Below are 19,563 nucleotides of genomic sequence, written 5' to 3' on the forward strand. Positions count from 1 at the left end.
GATAATGGTTAATCTTAATTACTTTAGACTGTTTTGGCTTAACCGAGAAGTATTGTGACCCTGTGGGCTTTTCTAACAGCATCTATCATCCCATCAATACTAAAGGTACAGTTACAGGCGTATTGCGCTCTAGTCTTACCAGGAGTCTTAAATTGTAAATAGATACCGCTTTTCTTTTTAGCTAAACCAACCCCTCTAGGCGTTTGTTTCTTGTAGACTTCAAAATCTTTTTGTAAAGTTTCGTAACCTATCTCGTATGTATAATCTTTACTCACTTTTTACTCACTTTGCTTCAAAACGTTAGCGAGTAAGTGTTTGAGTCAACGCCTTAGCGTTAGCACAAACAGAAGCTAAGAGTTCGAATCTCGCCATCCGCATGCCTGACGGCTTCTTGTGTAACGAGACTTTTACTCCCAAGCCGAAACCAACTCTCAAGCTTTTTATGTTTATTAGTTAAGATCGCCTTTTTGATCGTTAATTTTGCCCCGATCGCTCGTTAATGTTCATTATTCTCTTCAGAAAAGAACATCACTTTTCCACCATAAGCGCGCTGTAGGTTTTCATCCTGTAAAACCTGTTGCCTTTGTCCTGCTGCAATCAATTCCTTATTCAACAAAATCAACTCATCAAAATTAGTAATCGATTCCCCTAAGTCGTGATTAACTACCACGACAATCTTGCCTTCGTCTGCTAGCTTGTGAAAGATATCAAAAATAATATTCTCTGTTTTTTGATCTACTCCCACAAAAGGCTCGTCAAAGAAGAATACTTCTGCTTGTTGTGCCAAAGATCTAGCCAAAAATACTCTTTGTTGTTGTCCTCCTGAAAGTTGACCGATAGGACGATTTTTAAACTCTGTCATTTCCACCCGATCTAATGCAGCTATCCCTGCTCGACGGCTAACATGAGAAAAACGGCGAAACCAGCCAGTTTTGCGGACTCTGCCCATCATCACCACATCCCAGACGGTTACGGGATAAGTCCAGTCAATTTGCGATCGCTGTGGCACGTAGGCAATCTTTTCTAGATGCTGTTGTATGGGTTGACCATCATAAGATACCGTACCACTATGAGCAGGAATTAGACCCAACATAGCTTTAACTAGAGTACTTTTTCCCGCACCATTGGGGCCAAATACTCCCGTTACTTTCCCTGGAGCAAAACTAAGGGAAATATCCCGCAGTGCTTCTACTGTACGGTAACAAACTCCTAAATTGTTTACGGAGATCGCACTATTAATTGCATTATTATAAGTCATTAGTTACTTCCCATTTTTCTAGTTCCCATCTTTTAACGACCGCGACTAGAAAATTCATGGTTCAATAAATATGAAAAGATTATGATAAATATTATGAAAGAAATATGATAATAATGTCAATAGGGAAAATACGATGTTAGATCGGCAATTACCACTGATGGGGAGATGGTATATATCTCTGGGAGTCTGTCTGGTTTTGTTAATCGGAGGATGTCAACCAGAGACAAAAAACATCCCAGATAGGGATTTACCCCAGGTAGTCTCTACTAGTACAATTATTGGCGATCTGACTCAACGAGTGGGAGGTGAGCAAATCCAGCATCAAGGAATCTTGCAGCCTGGGGCAGATCCTCACGTATATGAGCCTACTCCCAGAGATAGCGTAGCTTTAGAAAAGGCTGACTTGATTTTGTACAATGGTTTTAATCTTGAGCCTGGAATTATCAAAATGATTAATTCCACAGGAGTCAAAGCGAATAAATATGCTGTGGGGGAAGTAGTCGATCCATTAGATTTTGAATATCAAGGACAAAAAGATCCAGATCCTCACGTATGGGGAGATGCGGAAAATGCGATCGCTATGACAGCAGCAATTCGCGATCGCCTGATCGAATTATCTCCAGAAGATAAAGCAGAATTTACCCTCAATGCTGATGACTTGATCGAAGAGTTAAAGAGAGTAGATAGTTGGATCGTCGAACAAATTCAAACAATTCCCCCAAACCAACGCAAGTTAGTCACGACTCACGATGCCTTTCAATATTACACCAGTGCCTATGGCTTAGAAATGGCTGGAACTCTGATTGGGATTAGTACGGAAGAACAACCCAGCGCGCAAACCGTGAGAAATTTAGCCAATAGTATCGAGCAAATGCAAATACCAGCAATTTTTGCCGAAACAACCATCAACCCCCAATTAATTAAAACCGTAGCCGAAGAAGCAGGGGTCAAACTCGCACCAGAAGAACTATATTCTGACTCTATTGGCGCGCCAGGAAGCCGTGGCGATAGCTATCTGAAGATGCTAGAAGCAAACACCAAATCAATTGTCGAATCCCTTGGAGGAGAATTTAAACCTTTAGATTTAGATAATTAATAAAGTTTGGCGTAAATTAATTATGAGGATCGCTATAGTCAGCATTGCTAACAAACTCTTCATCAGTCAAACTATGCAAAAACGCAATCAGATCGTCGATCTCCGATTCTTTAATTTCAAAACCTTGAATAAATCCGCTTTTATAGGGGTTTTGGCTACCTATCCCTGCCAATTCTCCCTGAGAAATTGTTCTACCTCCAGCTTGATAATGAGCGATCGCATCTCGTAATGTTGCTACGCTACCATCGTGCATATAGGGTGCGGTTAAAGCAATATTGCGCAGGGTGGGTACTTTGAAACGTCCCATATCCTCGGCTTGTTGAGTTATTTCCTTAATTCCCGTATTGGGTACTGGATAGCCTCCTTTTCCGTCGATATTGTACAAGCCAGTATTATGAAATGCCACTTCAGTAAACGCCAGATTTTCGTGTTGGATTGAATCGCTAAAATTAATGCCACCGTGACAGTGAAAACATTCCATCTCTTCGCTATTAAATAATTTTTCTCCTCTTTTAGCTGCGGGAGAAATGGCGTTTTCTTCTCCTAAATAACGATAGCGATCGTAGGGAGAATTAAAAGAAACTAAACTTCTTTGAAAGCTAGCCAAAGCTTTAGTCATGTTTTTGACATTTACGGGCTTTTTTTCTGATTTAAATACCGATTGGAACATCTGCTGATACTTGGGATCTTGTTCCAACCAGCCCATCATCTCTTGTTCCTTACCTACCATTCCCATTTCAATCGGATGTTCGCCAAAAATAGGAATGAGTGCCTGATTTTCTAGACTAGTCATCAAGGGGTTTGCCCAGGTTAATACAGGGTTATAGGCTATATTTGCCAAACTCATAGAGTTGCGGGAGTGCTTTTGATTAGTCGAACCCACTGCAACGGGTTTACCATCGGTAAAAGCCAAAGATTGTTGGTGACAAGATGCACAAGAATATTCTCCCGTAATCGATAATCGAGGTTCGTAAAATAGATGTCTGCCCAATTCGACTTTTTCCATCGTCATGGGATTATCTTCGGGGACTATGGGTTTGGGCGTCCAATCGGGCAAATTCCACTCGTATGCTGGTGCTACCCCTAAGTCATTGTTCGTTGCCATAGTTTTACTCCAGCCAATAGATAAGCAAATGGACAAAATAAAGGCAAGAGCTAAATTTAATGGGGGATTGCTCATCTTAAATTACTCGACAAAAAAGAAATTTTGTCCTTCCTCAGAAGTTGCGCCATTAAAAGGCATCCCCAATCGCTGAATAATGGCACTACAATCACTGTCTTCTGGAGAAGAAATACATCCTGTGGGGGTATTGGCTTGATTGCTGCTTAAGTCTGACTCGTATAGCAATTCTGCCAAGTCAGCAACTACTACATTGTCATCGGGGTCAAAATCAGACAAGGTAACGATAGTTCGATTGGGATTAGCGCAACCAAACAAATCGCTTTTGGCAGAATCTTTACAGCCAGTGCTACCAAGATGGATGAGATAACTATTGCTGCTGGCATTCTCTTCCTCATGAGTCATCCCTTCATGTTCTGTTTTAGTGCTGCTAGTTTGAGTGTGAGTACCCTGTCCGTTTTGGAAAATACTAGTTTGATTATTCGTCTGGGTTGTTGTGTGACTGCCACCTTCCCTATTGGTAGTAGTATGTTGCTGATTAATTTGAACGTTACCATCCCCTTGACTGGTAGTGGTGCTAGAAGACACATTAGCGATCGCATCATCTGTTTCTAGATCGACTCGCAAGAATTTGTAACCCCCTTGCCAATTCCACCACATTGAAGTCAAATTAAGGGGAGAAGGAGCGATCGCAGCATCGTCATGATTGAGGTTTTTCGGTACGCCCAAAGTAAACTGTAAACTCTGATAGTCTCCTTCGGGTATTGTGCCAACTATAGTAGAATTCGTTTCTGTCGTACCATTATCGCAACCATCAGTACCATCTTCAAAATCTAGCAAAGCAGTATTTTCATATTGCCATTTACCATCTTGTTCTAATTCTAGAGGAACAGCATTATTATCTTCATCAATCAACGCTACATTAGATATGTATAAGCGGAAGTCGGTGGGAGTAATGGTACTTTCGGCGGTGCCTATATTGTCATAGCTCTCTCCACAGGCAAACCGATCTTCTCCCACCCACGCTTCAAAATTAATTGCTACTTCTTGGGTGTTTGATTGAGCTTGAACTACACCGTAACTACTAAAAGCTATTACAGTGGCAATTAATGTAGATTTTCGATTAAAAGATCTAGTCATTTTTTTTTTTTTATTTTAAAAATATTATTGATAAATTTTAAAAAATTATTTGATTTAACATAGCCTCTTATAATATCGATAAATAGGAATCTTTGTCTAACGACCAACTGTCAAACTTAGATTGTTAATTATCAATTATTGAGCGTACAAGTTCTATGATGTATCTAGTCGTAGTCTGTATAGCTATTAAGCACAATTTAAAATCCCTATGTCAGAAAAACAACAACTATTACTAGTAGACGATGAACCAGGTATTAGAGAATCCGTACAGGCATACCTAGAGGATAACGAAAATTGGATTGTCACCGCAGCTAGTAACGCTGAAGAAGCTTGGCAAAGTCTTGAAAATAAAGTCCCCGATTTAATTGTCTCTGATATCATGATGCCTCAGGTGAGTGGCTACGAATTCTTAGCCAAACTGAAAGAAGATCCTCGCTATCGTTCGATTCCCGTAGTTTTTCTGACCGCTAGAGGTATGACAAGCGATCGCATTCAAGGTTATGAGGCTGGTTGTGATGCTTATCTTTCTAAACCTTTCGATCCAGAAGAATTAGAAGCGATCGTCAAAAATCTGCTATCTAAAACTAAAGTTAATACGAAAAAGGGTGGGAATAGTAGTGCAGAACTAGAAAAAATTGCCAAAGAGCTAGTAGAAATTAAGGCAAAACTCGACGATAAATTGGGTACTAGCAATGGTATCACCGTTACCCCCCCACCAATTAAAATTGACCTAACACCAAGAGAACAGAGCGTTTTGGATTTAGTAGCTCAAGGTTTGATGAACAAAGAAATCGCTCGCGATTTAAGTACTAGCGTTAGAAACGTCGAAAAATATGTCAGCCGTCTTTTTGGTAAAACAGGAACAAATAGTCGTACTGAATTAGTACGCTTTGCTCTACAACACGGTTTGACTCAATAAAAGTTGTTAGGTTAAATATTTGATTAAATAATGATAGCTAATACAATCTCTTCCGCAATATTGAACGGTAATTATTTAGGTGCATTCTTACCTCCGATCGCTTTAGATAGTTTATTCTCTACCCAGGGAATTATGGTAATGCTGCTGGTAGCCTATGCAGGGGCAATGTGGATGTTTCTCAGCAGCGCGCCCAAGGTATATACCATCATGGTATCGGATTTGCAGACTGCCCAGCGATTCTATGAAGGATTACTAGATCTTTCGGCTGCGGATATTCCTTTGCATTATTACTACAATTACGAACAGGCAATGGGGGCGGGAGGACTCGATCCTTTGTATATGTCGGCTACTCCTTCTGGTACTGGATTAAATGGTTCGGAAGGATTGTGGTATCAACTCAAAAAAAATACCCAACTACACATTATTGCAGGTGCTAGTGGTGGCTACAAAGATCGTCAGCGTCATGTATGTTTTGATCGCGATGGTTTGGAGATATTATTGATGCGCATTCAATCTAGACGTTTAAAATATAAGATACGTCGCGATCGCCCTTTGAATTTTTTAGTTAAGGATCTTGACAACCGCACCATTGAAATGGCGGAAGTTTCCAACTAATAATTAGTTTGCGAATTTATAAGATGGACATTGATGTTGCTTCTATTGTTGCAGGATACAGTCAAGGTTACTTTTTAATGGCAGGGGATGATGACAAGTTGGATTGGTATTCTAGCAATCAGCGTACTCTAATTCCCCTAGACGAACGCTTTCGCTATCCTAAATCACTACAACGGGTATTGAACCAGGAAAGATTTTCAGTAGCCATAGATCGGGATTTTCCAGCAGTTTGTCAAGGCTGTGCCGCGCGCGATCATACCTGGATTTCCGATGAATTGATGGAAATTTACTTAGCATTAAACCAAGCAGGTTGGGCGCACAGTTTCGAGACTTGGCAAGGCGATCGCCTGGCAGGGGGGATATTGGGTATTACGATTAAAGGTGCGTTTATTGGCGAGTCGATGTTTTTTAATATTACCGAAGGCTCTAAAGTAGCCATGGTAAAACTGGTAGAGCATTTACGCAACAAGCAATATGTGTTGTTTGACGCTCAACTACAAAACCCCCATTTAGAACGTTTTGGTTCTTATATTATTAGTTTTGGAGAATATAAAAGACTATTGCACAAAGCGATCGAGCGAGATGTTTTTTTAAATTGATACCTCTAATTAGCCAATCTTAATTACTAATTGAAAATCGCACTATAATTAAAGTAGATATTTATAGTTCTTTTGAACTGGAGTATTGAGATGAAAAGTAAATATTTATCCTCATTACTTACTACTGTGACAATAGCTTTCAGCCTGGTTTTACTAGGTGAAACTCCTGCATTTCCATCTAAGCCAATTTTTTCTTGTCAATCAAATGAAGGTAGTTTAACGACTGTAGCCACCAACAATGATGGCATAAAACAATCTGTGTTCCACTGGAACTTAGATCCAGAGACTACTTTGGCTAATCCACAGCAGTTGTGTGATTCCGTATCCCAAAAGCTGAACAATTATTTAACGGTCGGTAATAATTTATCATCGGTAACTTTTAAAGCCCAAGAACAACTGGGTTTGCCCGCTGTTTGTGTTGCCAAACAATCCGAACAATGCAGCTTACTTTTGTTTACACTTCGACCTTCTTTGAAACCAGCTCTTTTTGCCAATACAGCTTTAGCTTCAATTCTTGATCGAGACTTGCAAACTAGTCCGATTAAATTTCAAGATCGGGGAGTTCAATCAACTGCTTATGAAGTTAATTTATGGCAGTTATTAGGTTGGAAGTAAATAATTTGGTCTTGGTAGATTAAATTATGATTTTCTTAAGAGTGCGATCGCTATTTCCCTAATAGATCGATAGTCCTTAGGACGTGCGATCGACAGACAAGGCAAAAAATATCGGGCAAAAATCTTTTTAAAAGATCCCCCCTATCGCCCGTACCCTTCCCGCGCTTATAATCACACAGGAAGCAAAAGTAGGGATCGAGAACCATAATAACTAAATGCGGATTTTATTTGTCTCAGCAGAAGTAGCACCCATCGCTAAAGTAGGTGGATTAGGTGATGTCGTCGGTGCATTGCCCAAAATACTCAAAAAACTAGGTCATGATGTCCGCGTTTTGATGCCTTATTATGGTGGATTGCAAGACAAAATAGATATCCCTGCCGATCCTATGTGGTGGGGGTATGCCATGTTCAATGATTTTGCGGTATACCAAACTTCTTTACCAGATAGTGATGTACCTCTATATTTATTTGGTCATCCTGCCTTCGATCCCAATCGCATCTATGGAGGAGAGGACGAATTTTGGCGATTTACTTTTTTTAGTAATGGTGCTGCGGAATTTTGCTGGAATTATTGGAAACCAGAAATAATTCACTGTCATGATTGGCACACGGGAATGTTGCCAGTATGGATGAATCAAGCCCCAGATATTAGCACCGTATTTACTATACACAACTTAGCTTATCAAGGCCCTTGGCGATGGTATTTAGACAAAATTACTTGGTGTCCTTGGTATATGCAGGGACATAATGTGATGGCTGCTGCGGTGCAGTTTGCAGATCGCGTTAACACCGTATCTCCTACCTATGCCGAACAAATCAAAACTATAGAATATGGGGAAAAATTAGAAGGTTTACTGTCATTTATTAGTGGTAAAACCAGAGGAATTCTCAACGGGATCGATACCGATAGTTACGATCCTGCTATAGATAAGGCTTTGGTCGAGAATTTTACCGCCGATAGTCTTGAAAAAAGAGTGACTAACAAAGCTGCGTTGCAAAAAGAGTTGGGTTTAAAGGTAGATCCAGAAGTCTTTTTGATGGGAGTTGTTTCTCGATTAGTCGATCAAAAAGGAATCGATTTGTTGTTGCAGATCGTTGATCGCTTCATGGCATATAGTAATTCCCAACTGGTAGTATTGGGAACGGGAGATCGGGCTATTGAGACTCAATTATGGCAACTAGCGACTCGTTTTCCTGGGAGAATGTCGGTACAACTGCTCTATAATGATTCCCTTGCCCGTAGAATATATAGTAGCTGCGATACATTCTTGATGCCTTCCAAATTTGAACCTTGTGGTATCAGCCAAATGTTAGCCATGCGCTATGGTTGCATTCCCATTGTCAGACGTACTGGCGGTTTGGTAGATACGGTGGTACATCACGATCCTATGAATCATGGAGGTACGGGTTATTGCTTTGATCGCTACGAACCTCTAGATTTATTTACCTGTATGGTTCGAGCCTCCGAAGGCTTTTTGTATAAAGACAAGTGGCAAGAATTACAAAAAAGAGCCATGAGTCAAGATTTTAGCTGGGTTAAATCCGCTTTAGAATATATCAAAATGTATAAAGAAATGCTCGGTCAATCCCCAGAATTGAGTCCTGAAGAGGCAGCAAAACTGAAATTATTGATTCATTAAGGGGATTGCAAAAAATAAACACTTGCAAACAATTAAGGTAGTAGCGATCGCGAGTTGATAAACCCAGTTGTTTTTCTAAATCGCGATCGCTTAATCCTCGTTTTTTGAGGTGGCTAAAAAACTCTGTTCATTATTTGTCTTTTGGAATCATAACTTTTTGCTTATTGAGTTTAATTAAATAAAATCATCAGCACTTAAATCTGCTGCATCAATTCCTTTAACAATAGCGATAACATCATTATGATTGCTAGTGTCGCGAATAATAACTGCGGAATTATTGGCATTATCGTGGAAGCTCAAACTACCATAATTAAGTCCCTCAGTTAGATGAAAGCGATCGCTTTCGTCGGTGAAATCAGTAATAATGTCCCTACCTGGATCTGAGTATAAGAAAAAGACATCTTCTCCTGCACCACCAATGAGAGTATCGCTACCCATACCGCCATCAATAGTATCGTTACCAATACCCCCAACAACCCTATCATTACCCTCGTTACCAACCAGCAGATCGTTACCAGCCGCACCAATTAAAGTATCGCTATCCGTGCCACCATCAATAGTATCGTTGCCAATACCGCCAAAAATCCTGTCATTACCGTCATTGCCAATCAGCAGATCGTTACCAGCCGCACCAATCAAAGTATCGCTATCCGTGCCACCATCAATAGTATCGTTGCCAATACCGCCTAACAATGAGTCGCGACCTTCGTTACCATTAATAACGTCTTCTCTTTGACCGCCATTAATCGTGTCGTCACCTTCATTCCCACTAAGAGTATCTTTGTCAACACCCCCTAGAATTAGATCGTTGCCTTCATTGCCATTGATTCGATCTTCCCCAGCACCACCATCAATAGTATCGTTACCATCACTTCCATTGATAGCATCATCGCCACTATTACCCACCAGGGAGTCATCACCAGCACCGCCAGTAATGCGATCTCCTCCATTACCACCTCGAATAGTGTCGTTACCCTCATCACCATTAAGGATATCATTGCCATCTAGACCAAGAATAAAATCATTACCTTCTCTGGCTGAAATGACATTATCAACGGGACTACCAATTAAAATATCATCTCCCGCAGTAGTTATGGGGTCTTGCACCTCAAAAGCACCAATGTCATTACTCGCACCTATAGGACGAGTAAAATCCCCACCTCGTTGATCCATGTTTCCGCCAAAATTAGACCCAGCATCGATCGCGGGACTTCCTGTTAATAATGCTTGGGTTGGAGTTAAACCGCCATTATCTTGCAATTCTCCCAATAAAGGATCGATAATATTATCCCTAGTACCAACCAAGTCGTTATTTGCGCCATCTACTAGAGTAATAACATCACCGCGATCGCCAATTAAGTTGTTACCAGCACTAATAAAGAATTGACCCGATACATCCGCAGCATTGTTATTTGCTGCCACGATCGTGCTACCGATGATTGTTTGAGCGTAGTAATTAATGATGCCACTGCCATAGTTAGCGGAGTTATGAGCGATCGTGCTACTGAGGATGGTGGTTTGACCGTTAAAGTTACTTACACCACCGCCAGCCGTGGCAGTATTACCCGAAATTGTACTATTAGTAATATTACTCGTGCCGAAATAATTACTTATCCCTCCACCTTCAGTATTAGCCTCATTACTAGAAATAGTACTACCAGAGACGGTAAGATTGCCTTCATAATTACTAACTCCCCCACCAAAATCCGCAGTATTACCCGAAACAATACTACTAGTGATTACTGTCGTACTGGTTTCATCTTGATTAGCAATACCGCCACCAAATACACCGCCAACATTATCTCGCACGTAACTTAGAGTTACACTAGCTTCGCCCTCTTCGTTGTATATTCCACCACCATTACCACTAGCAACATTACCAGAGATAACACTAGCAACAACGGCAATTACACCACTATAGTTACTTACTCCACCACCAGTTTGAGCGGTATTGTTTTCAATCCGACTGTATACCGCAGCGGATACCCCAGCATAGTTATAGATACCTCCACCATTAAGAGCCGTATTACCAGAGATCGTGCTGTTAGTAAGAGTGGTTGCGCCAAAATAATTACTAACACCGCCACCGTATTCTGCTACATTATTACTAATTAGCGTGTTATCTATAGTCAGCGCACCGATCGCATTAAAGATACCTCCGCCATCATTAGCTGAAGTATTACCAGAAACCACGCTATTAGCGATCGCTAAATTTTCTAGATTGCGAATACCGCCACCAGATTCGGCATTATTTCCCCCTGTAATAGTTACGCCATCGATCGTGACATTGAATGTAGGAGTGGAATTTCCATCATCAATAGTAATCACAGCAAAATCTTGATTTCCTCCATTAATGGTTAAATTACCTGCACCGCTACCATTAATAATTAAAGAATCTGTGATCGTTAATGTTCCTTGAGTCAGATCGATTTGAGCAATACTGCTATCGAAAGTAATTGTATCCCCACCCGCAGTATTATTAGCAGCGATAATAGCTTCTCTCAGGGAAAGATCGTCACCATCTACATCGCCATCATTTTCATCTGCTGCGGTAGTCACCACAAAATCGGCTAATACTCCTTGATAAGCTTCTCTAGCTGATGTTGCGATCGCTAGATCGACATTTATTTTTGCTGTAGTGGTTTCTAGCTGCCAATCTCCTCCCAAAGCTGAATTACCAGTCAATGTTTTTGTTGCAGCAATTTCTGCTCCTGTAAACTGTTTTAATTTACTGATAAATTCTTCTCCTGCATCTCCTGCAGCAACATTACAACCATAGATTAAGAGACTGAGGGACGAGAAGACTGGGGGACGAGGAGACTGAGAAAACCAATTGGTTAAATCTTGTTGATAAACATCTAAAGTATCGAGACTGAGTTGAGTATTACCAAGATACAAACAACCAGGAGAGCCATGAGAAATTAAATGGATTTCTGTATATAGATCTTGTTTTAAATGCTCGGTTATTTGATGAATTCCATCCCTAAAAGAATCTAAAAGAACTACTTTAGCTTCTACTTTTATACCTGCAATTAAATCTAGATAGTTATCTACTTGAGAATCAATTAAGACAATAGAAGATTTGTGGTGAGGGGTATTCATAATAATATAGTTACTTAAGGAAAATATTGGTCTTTTCTAGTCTGATTTCACCAGCTTACTTCCCTAAATTTAAAAAACAAGAGCAAATTAAATACAGGCTAAAAACTTAATCAGTACTTCAAGGTCAATAATTCCCCAAAAGACTTTCAAAACAAAATTTTCAGAGATAGTTTAGATATTATTTAATATAAAAATAAGATAAAGACTATTGACTAATGATCATTTATTTTATTTAAAAAAATAATATTATTTCCCATCGTTAACAATCAATAATTACTAACCAACTTTGCTTTTAATTCAGATTTAATTCTATTTAAAATAGATTCCTCATCAAGAGAATCAAGGATTTTCTGCACGACAACTTTAGGACTTTGTTCGCCCCAAGATGCGCCATTGGCTAAATAAGTTTTAGTCGCTTGTCCGATCGCATAGGAAGACACCCCAGCCACTCCCCCTTGGGCGATCGCAACGGATAAATAGGGTGCAAGGGACAAACCCCCTGTAGCAGGAATGGATAGCCCTAAAAGGCTTTTTAACGAACCCAAACCCAAGGTTGCTAGTAACTCGCTGGCACCAATTCCCCCCATACTCAGAGCGATATTTTTTAGTAGTTTTACCGCCCCTGATTGAGTCATAGTGATGCCATAAAGACGGGATAGAGAGATAATGATTCCTACGTCGATAATCGCCCCAGAAAAGAGATCGATCGCCGTTACAGGGTTGAGAGCGATCGCCATGGCTTTAACCATCATTCCTTTATTAATCAATTCATTAGCAGCGCGATCGCGAATTACTAGTTTGCGTTTTAATAATTGTTCGTTTACTTCATCTGCAAACAACATACTATTGAGAGCTACTAAAGATTTTCCTTCCCGTTCTAATAATTCTAAAATCTTTAATTTTAATGATTCTACTTCGGGTTTACCTTTGATTCTTTGTACCCTTAGTTTCCCCGTGGTATCTTTTACGCCCCTGACTTCAATAGGAGATGCAGCCACCATAATTATCTCGTCGGGGGAAATTAATTCTTTAACTCTTTCTTCTTTGATTTTTTGATATATAGCTAACCTATCGGCTTCGGGATATTGGTCGATTTTATTAAATACCAACAGCATTGGTTTCCCTGCTTCTCGTAGCTTAGACAAGGCTCGATATTCAACCTGGGTAATATCTCCCGACACCATAAATAAAATTAGATCGACTCTTTTAGCGAGATCGCAAGCCAGGGCTTCTCTCGCTTCTCCCTTAACCTCATCAATACCAGGAGTATCAATTAATTGAATTTGTCTGCCTTGTTCTCCTGTAATAGTAAGACGTTGGAGATTTTCAGGGGTATCGGCAATTTTTTCTGGAGTTAATTGCCAATTAGCCATGTCAATCTCGCGAGTTACCCCGTGTAACGCACCTGTGGGGAAGATTTCTTGTCCGACTAGAGCATTTAATACAGAAGACTTACCTCTGCCTACCATTCCAAAAGCTGCAATTTGAACCACAGAATGTTCTAACTTATCGAGCATTTGAGTCAGGCGATCTATTTCCGATTCCAATCCAATTTCTTCTTCAGCAGTCAGGTCGATATTACTGATTAAATCTCTTAAAGAATTTTGCGCTTTGCGATAATTTAGCTCGGCGACGATCTCGTCAAAACCTAACAATGTTCCCTCTAATTCTTGCCGATTCTGGTTCTTTTGGGACAACTATCAAATGCCTCCAGAGTAATAAAAATTAATTTTGTTGTTTTTGATAATAGATAAATAGCTAACTTTATTTCTAGTCTAAAACTTCCCAACCAGACTATATTTATACATTATTGCATTCAGAGTCGCTATATTATTTATTAAAAAGGGGTTGCGGATTTAGTCCCAACTATAGTTTTGCTGCATTTTGATCGATGCGATCTGGCTTTGTTGGACTAATCATTTTCTCATCTACCGATTAAATACTTCTCTGAAAAACTGTGAACCGTCGTTATTTACCAGAAACTGTTGCCTATGTCCGCATTACTCAACAATCATTGTCAATGGGCAAAATAGAGGGAGATGTGAAAGCTGGTCAATATCAATGGCAATTTAGGTGGCGTTTTCGTCAAAGACAGCTTTCCGTTCAACCTTCTTTGGGGAGAGCTTTAATCGAAGAACCCCTAGAAAGATTTCTCGAACGTTCTGATTATCAATTAGAACCTGGTAGTGATTATACTTTTACCGTTAGAACCAAAATGTAAGTCAGGGATTAAAAAATGAAATAGACCGAGTATTTATTCTCACAATTCAAATGAATACTCGGTCTATTTTTTGTTAGTAAAAACAGACAGTATTTTGCAAACAGACTGGATCGAAGTCACTGTTCTTCTCGAAGTTAATAGCTTTACTATCAATCTTATTCTCGCAAAATTCATATTTTCATGAGAGCATGCTACTTTTAACAGACACTTTTATATATATATTAAATTGCCGAGTTATTATTATGGCTAGATTGATTCAAACAGTCAATACATCTGATTTTTCCTCACCCAGTCCAGATCCATCAGGCATAGTCTTGATTGGTAATTCCAATATTTTATTAATTTCTGATTCCGAGGTAAATGAAAATCCAGTTTTTCAGGGAGACAATCTATATGAGGTTAATTTGAATGGTGATTTACTTAATACAGGCAACGTTTTAGAAATTTCTTCAGAACCTACTGGTTTAGCCTATAACCCTAATAATGGTAATCTTTTCATTTCTGATGACACCGATAATTCTCGAAGAATTTATCAGGTAGATGGGGGAAATGACGGTATATTTGGTACTTCCGACGATATTGAAGTCAGTAATTTTCGGACTATTCCTTTTGGTAGTAATGATGCAGAAGATGTGGCTTATTCAACCTCTTCAGGAAATTTATTTGTGTCTGATGGCTCAAGTAGTACGATTTATGAGGTTACTACTAATGGCAATTTAATTAGTAGTTTTAGCACTACTAATTTTGGATTATCCGACCCAGAAGGCATTGGCTTTGACACCCAAAGTGGCAACTTATTTATTGTTGGCGAACCCACAACTACAGTTTTTGAAGTTGCATCAAATGGCACTCTAGTTCAAACAATAGATATTAGTATTGTTAACCCAATACAACCTGCGGGAATTGAAATTGCTTCTAGTAGCGACGGTTCTGGTCGTAGTATTTATATAGTCGATCGCGGTGTGGACGAGCGAGACGATCCCAATGAAAATGATGGCAGATTATATGAATTTTCGTTAGAGGGTAATGATAATCCCGATAATCCTGGTGGAGGAGGAGATGAGGTATTTTATGCCACCACTAGAGACTCGGCGAACTTGAACGGCAATATCTTTGATGATGAAGACGTGATTGTTTACGACCCCACGACTCAAACTTGGTCGCAATATTTGGATGGTTCGGATCTTGGTTTAGCAGCGAACGATATTGATGGAGTTCACGTTAATAATGACGGTAGCGTGTTGTTTAGTTTAAACCAAGATAGCAATATAGATGGTTTGGGCAATGTCGATGATGCGGATATCTTGCGCTTTAATCCTACTTCGACGGGGGATAATACCACAGGGAGTTTAGAACTATATTTGGATGGTTCGGATGTAGGCTTAGATTCTAATCCAGAAGATATTGATGGTATTTCAATTGCCTCTAACGGGGATATTTTAATTAGTACTAACGGTAGTTACAATATCAACGGACTTTCGGGAGAAGATAAAGACATACTAGCTTTTGCTTCTAGCAGCTTGGGGAGTAATACTACGGGGAGTTTTTCCCTCTATGTTGATGGTTCGGATATTAGTTTGAGCGATAATAGCGAAGATGTTAAGGGTTTATCGGTTTTGGATAGTGGAGAACTAGTTTTGTCTACCCTAGGTAATTTCCAGGTTGAAGGATTAAGCGGTAGTGGCAGCGATCTATTCTCCTTCAACCCTAATTCTTTGGGAAACAATACTAGCGGTAGTTTTAGTTTATTCTCCAGCGGTGCTGACAACGGATTGGGGAATCAAGTAGTTGCTGATATCTCTGTTGTTTAAATTGAGTTTCAAAGGTTGATTTCTTTTATTGGAATTCATTTGACTAACTAAACTATTCAATTCTTGAGCTACTTTGGGAGAATGATGGCGGATATGATGAGTCTGAGGATTTTCGTCTAAAATATCCGCTAAGATAACCTGACGACCTGTTGCTTTAATTCTCTCTAAATCTAAGGCAACTACGTGAGAATTTTCTCGATCGTATTGAGCGACCGCAGCATCTGAAGGAGCTGTTTTATTGACTAAAACTGCATCAAAGAGTTTTTCGCCACAGGCGCGATCGATCGCTTCGATATGGTCGGCAACACTATAGCCATCAGTTTCCCCTGGTTGAGTCATGATGTTGCAGACGTAGATACAAGGAACTTTAGCTTTGGAGATCGCTTGACGAATTTCTGGAACTAATAGATTGGGAATAATACTAGTGTAAAGACTACCAGGCCCAAGAACAATACAGTCGGCAGACTCGATCGCTTTTAGTGCAGCGGGGAGAGCTTTGGGATTGGCAGGAAGACAACCGATTTTGTCGATCTTACCTTTGGTAGCAGCAATTTTAGATTCTCCTCGAACTATTTGTCCCCCATCTAATTTTGCCCACAAGTCAACATTACTAAGAGTTGCAGGTAACACTTGTCCTTGTACTGCTAGGATCTTAGAGCTAGCAGCGATCGCAGTTTCCAGGTTTCCCGTAACTTCACTCATGGCAGTAAGGAATAAATTACCAAAACTATGTCCTTCTAGTCCGCCACCTGCGGAAAAACGATATTGAAATAGTTGAGTCAAGAGGCTTTCTTCTTTAGCCAAGGCGGTAATGCAGTTACGAATATCTCCAGGGGGAAGTACTCCTAATTCTTCTCTCAACCTTCCTGAAGATCCGCCATCATCAGCTACGGTAACTACCGCCGTGAGGTTACGACTGTGATGTTTCAGACCTCTAAGCAAGCTAGATAGACCCGTTCCCCCACCCAAGGCAACAATTTTGTGACCTCTATTTAAGCGATGGTGACAAAGTAGAATGTCGACTAGTTTTTGATGACCTTCGGGGTTAAGAGCTTTAGTAATAGAACTAATAGAACGAGCCTGACCCCAACAAGCTAAATATAAGCCAACTACGACTGCGATGATGCCAACTAGAGAATTATTAAATAAGCGATCGATCTCTAGTAATACTTGAGCGATTGAAGTGATGGGATAGTTGAGCAGTATTAACTGCCAAAGATTGCTCAATCCCAAGCTAATCAACAAAATCCCTACTACGTTCACTGCCAACCAACGCTTGATTGATATTCCAGGAGTCAACCATTTAGACCAACTTCTAACCTGTTGGGCTAAAGCATCGCTGGATGAAAAGAGAATCTGTTTGATTTGGTTACTTAGAGAATATAAGAAAGATTTTGGAGTATTAATTAGCATATATAAAAATTAAAAATAGAAGACTAAAAATTAGATATTAAATCTTGTAGAGGTTAGCCCCTACAGATACAGCAATTTACGATTTAAACTGCAAGGTGTTGTTTAACACAAGCTACTAACTTGTCCGTCCAATAACGAGCGAGGTCGAGGTCTACCGCTTCAACCATGACGCGAATTAAAGGCTCTGTACCAGAGGGACGAACCAAGATTCTGCCTCGATCTCCCATCGCTGTTGATGCTTCGGCGATCGCTTTTTCTAGAGGAGCGCATTCTTGCCAGTTTTGGCGACGTTGGGGATCTTCAACCCTGACATTTTCGAGTATTTGAGGATAAGCCACAAAGCTATGAGCTAGTAACTCATCCAAAGACATACCAGACTCCTTAACCAATGCAGCAATGTGCAAAGCAGTTAGTACCCCATCTCCAGAAACGCTATAGCGGGGAGAAAGGATGTGTCCAGATTGTTCTCCACCCAGAGTTGCGCCAATTTCAGCCATTTTGGCGTAGACGTGGCGATCGCCCACCGCAGTACGGATAAATGTTCCGCCCGACTTTGTCCAAGCGTTTTCAAAACCCAAGTTTGCCATTACTGTAGTGACAATGGTGTTATCGGGTAATTGACCGCTGTTTCTCAGAGCTTGTCCCCAAAGATAAAGAAGATAGTCGCCGTTAACTTCTTTCCCTTGAGAATCAACCGCCATTAGTCGATCTGCATCTCCATCAAAAGCAAATCCCATATCCGCCTGATGTTCGACAACTGCTTGTTGTAGGACAGCTAAGTGAGTCGAACCGCAATTAACATTAATGCGATCGCCATTAGGAAGATCGTGAAGAGCAATTACTTCTGCACCCATTGAAGTAAATACATCAGGAGCAATATTAACTGCTGCACCCCAAGCCAAGTCTAGGACAATTTTTAGTCCTGCTAATGAGTTTTGACCGTTAAAGGGTTTTTGCATTGATTCGACATATTGACTCAACAAGTCTGCTCGATAGTATTGCTGTCCCCAGCTATCAGAAGCATAAAGTTTGATTTCATGGTCGGCTAGTTTTCCGCGAATTCCCGCTTCAATTTGAGCTTGAACCAAATTAGATAATTTAGTACCGTTTGCGCCAAATATTTTGATCCCATTGTCTTCTGGAGCATTGTGACTGGCAGAAATCATTACTCCTCCCATAGCTTTGGTGACACTAGTTAGATGAGCCACCGCAGGAGTAGGACACAAGCCCAGATTCCAGACTTCTACTCCCGCAGCAGCCAAGCCTTCGGAAATTGCCATTGCCAAAGCATTACTAGAATTTCTAGAATCTTGACCTAAAATAACAGGGGCAGATTGATTATCTAATGTTTGTAAAATCTGTCCCGTCCAAAAGCCGACTCTGGCAGCTAAGGCGGTATTTAATACTTCTTTTTCTCCTACTTTGCCACGAATACCATCAGTCCCGAATAAACGAGTTTTTGGTAAAGTGATGCTACTAGTTGCAGTGTTTAACATAGTAAGTTGTCCTAGAAATTGAGAGTAAGAAATTTGATTTAAAAGATTAGATTGAATCATGGATAAAAGATATTTAATATAGATGAACAGAAATTAATCGTGTTTTCTGCCTAACTGGCTAGCTATTCCAAATCCAAGAAATTTTTTAAACTATCGATTATTTGTGTTGGAGGAATTCGCTTACGAACTTATACCTAAGTATGTCTTGCAAATTACTTAATTAGGTGAAGTGTAGATGAAGTTTATGTTAAAATTGTAAGAAATATGGATTGTGTTTAATCAGAATTAACTTCTTTCTAATTGTCTGTTTGATTGGATATTCATAATTAAAAATAATAATGTTTGTCAAATCAATGATAATGTTTATCAAATCTTTGTACAGCGATCGAAAACAACCCCAACAGTTGATAATAAACAATTATCTTCTATACTTTCTGAAAAAATCAGGCAAATATAAGCACTAATAAGTACCTAAGCAAAATTATTTGTATGTTTTAAGATAAAATTAAAGAAACTCA

15 protein-coding genes and 1 pseudogene are annotated in these 19,563 nt (G+C 39.8%); 8 read left to right on the top strand and 8 right to left on the bottom strand.

Annotation, left to right across the window (positions count from 1 at the left end; translation table 11 throughout):
• Positions 1-38: 38 nt before the first annotated feature.
• Entirely contained in the window at positions 39-275 is a 237-nt protein-coding gene (locus tag I4641_RS20700) for a hypothetical protein (protein ID WP_229642487.1), read from the bottom strand.
• Positions 276-496: 221 nt separating this feature from the next.
• Entirely contained in the window at positions 497-1,258 is a 762-nt protein-coding gene (locus tag I4641_RS20705) for a metal ABC transporter ATP-binding protein (protein ID WP_229642488.1), read from the bottom strand.
• A gap of 133 nt (positions 1,259-1,391) precedes the next feature.
• Between I4641_RS20705 and I4641_RS20710 the strand changes: the two genes are divergently transcribed.
• On the top strand, positions 1,392-2,354 hold the full coding sequence (locus tag I4641_RS20710; RefSeq protein ID WP_229642489.1) for a metal ABC transporter solute-binding protein, Zn/Mn family: 963 nt from the start codon (positions 1,392-1,394) through the stop codon (positions 2,352-2,354).
• A 16-nt stretch (positions 2,355-2,370) separates the two neighbouring features.
• Here I4641_RS20710 and I4641_RS20715 read toward each other — a convergent pair whose 3' ends face one another.
• Positions 2,371-3,534, bottom strand: coding sequence for a methanobactin export MATE transporter MbnM (locus I4641_RS20715; RefSeq protein ID WP_229642490.1), 1,164 nt, complete (start codon positions 3,532-3,534; stop codon positions 2,371-2,373).
• Positions 3,535-3,540: 6 nt separating this feature from the next.
• Positions 3,541-4,614 carry an MbnP family copper-binding protein gene (locus I4641_RS20720; protein WP_229642491.1) on the bottom strand — a complete coding sequence of 358 codons (1,074 nt, stop codon included), beginning with the start codon at positions 4,612-4,614 and terminating at the stop codon, positions 3,541-3,543.
• Between the two features lie 208 nt (positions 4,615-4,822).
• On the opposite strand from I4641_RS20720, the gene I4641_RS20725 reads away from it, so the two are divergent.
• From I4641_RS20725 to glgA, 5 genes are all read left to right on the top strand, one after another.
• Entirely contained in the window at positions 4,823-5,533 is a 711-nt protein-coding gene (locus I4641_RS20725; protein WP_229642492.1) for a response regulator transcription factor, read from the top strand.
• A 30-nt stretch (positions 5,534-5,563) separates the two neighbouring features.
• Positions 5,564-6,148, top strand: coding sequence for a VOC family protein (locus tag I4641_RS20730; RefSeq protein WP_229642493.1), 585 nt, complete (start codon positions 5,564-5,566; stop codon positions 6,146-6,148).
• Positions 6,149-6,171: 23 nt separating this feature from the next.
• Positions 6,172-6,747, top strand: coding sequence for a leucyl/phenylalanyl-tRNA--protein transferase (gene aat, locus I4641_RS20735; protein ID WP_229642494.1), 576 nt, complete (start codon positions 6,172-6,174; stop codon positions 6,745-6,747).
• Between the two features lie 90 nt (positions 6,748-6,837).
• Positions 6,838-7,362 (top strand): COP23 domain-containing protein, encoded by a 525-nt coding sequence (locus I4641_RS20740; RefSeq protein WP_229642495.1) that lies wholly within the window; start codon positions 6,838-6,840, stop codon positions 7,360-7,362.
• Positions 7,363-7,577: 215 nt separating this feature from the next.
• The gene (gene glgA, locus I4641_RS20745) at positions 7,578-9,002 is read left to right on the top strand and encodes a glycogen synthase GlgA (protein ID WP_229642496.1); all 1,425 of its coding nucleotides are present in this window, start codon (positions 7,578-7,580) and stop codon (positions 9,000-9,002) included.
• Positions 9,003-9,176: 174 nt separating this feature from the next.
• On the opposite strand, the gene I4641_RS20750 is transcribed toward glgA, so the two are convergent.
• Both I4641_RS20750 and I4641_RS20755 read right to left on the bottom strand, forming a co-directional pair.
• Positions 9,177-12,104: a DUF4347 domain-containing protein gene (locus I4641_RS20750; protein WP_229642497.1), complete on the bottom strand. Its 2,928-nt coding sequence runs from the start codon at positions 12,102-12,104 to the stop codon at positions 9,177-9,179.
• Between the two features lie 266 nt (positions 12,105-12,370).
• Positions 12,371-13,801: a GTP-binding protein gene (locus tag I4641_RS20755; protein ID WP_229642498.1), complete on the bottom strand. Its 1,431-nt coding sequence runs from the start codon at positions 13,799-13,801 to the stop codon at positions 12,371-12,373.
• A gap of 260 nt (positions 13,802-14,061) precedes the next feature.
• On the opposite strand from I4641_RS20755, the gene I4641_RS20760 reads away from it, so the two are divergent.
• Both I4641_RS20760 and I4641_RS20765 read left to right on the top strand, forming a co-directional pair.
• Positions 14,062-14,325, top strand: coding sequence for a DUF3146 family protein (locus I4641_RS20760; RefSeq protein ID WP_229642499.1), 264 nt, complete (start codon positions 14,062-14,064; stop codon positions 14,323-14,325).
• 242 nt (positions 14,326-14,567) lie between these two features.
• Positions 14,568-16,136 carry an SdiA-regulated domain-containing protein gene (locus I4641_RS20765; protein ID WP_229642500.1) on the top strand — a complete coding sequence of 523 codons (1,569 nt, stop codon included), beginning with the start codon at positions 14,568-14,570 and terminating at the stop codon, positions 16,134-16,136.
• Between the two features lie 57 nt (positions 16,137-16,193).
• Here I4641_RS20765 and I4641_RS20770 read toward each other — a convergent pair.
• Both I4641_RS20770 and glmM read right to left on the bottom strand, forming a co-directional pair.
• A pseudogene (locus tag I4641_RS20770) lies at positions 16,194-17,549 on the bottom strand (gluconeogenesis factor YvcK family protein); the annotation flags it as partial.
• 83 nt (positions 17,550-17,632) lie between these two features.
• Positions 17,633-19,045, bottom strand: coding sequence for a phosphoglucosamine mutase (gene glmM, locus I4641_RS20775; protein ID WP_229642502.1), 1,413 nt, complete (start codon positions 19,043-19,045; stop codon positions 17,633-17,635).
• Between the last annotated feature and the right edge of the window lie 518 nt (positions 19,046-19,563).

It is taken from the genome of Waterburya agarophytonicola KI4 (assembly GCF_020640915.1).
Taxonomy (GTDB): Bacteria; Cyanobacteriota; Cyanobacteriia; order Cyanobacteriales; family Xenococcaceae; genus Waterburya; species Waterburya agarophytonicola.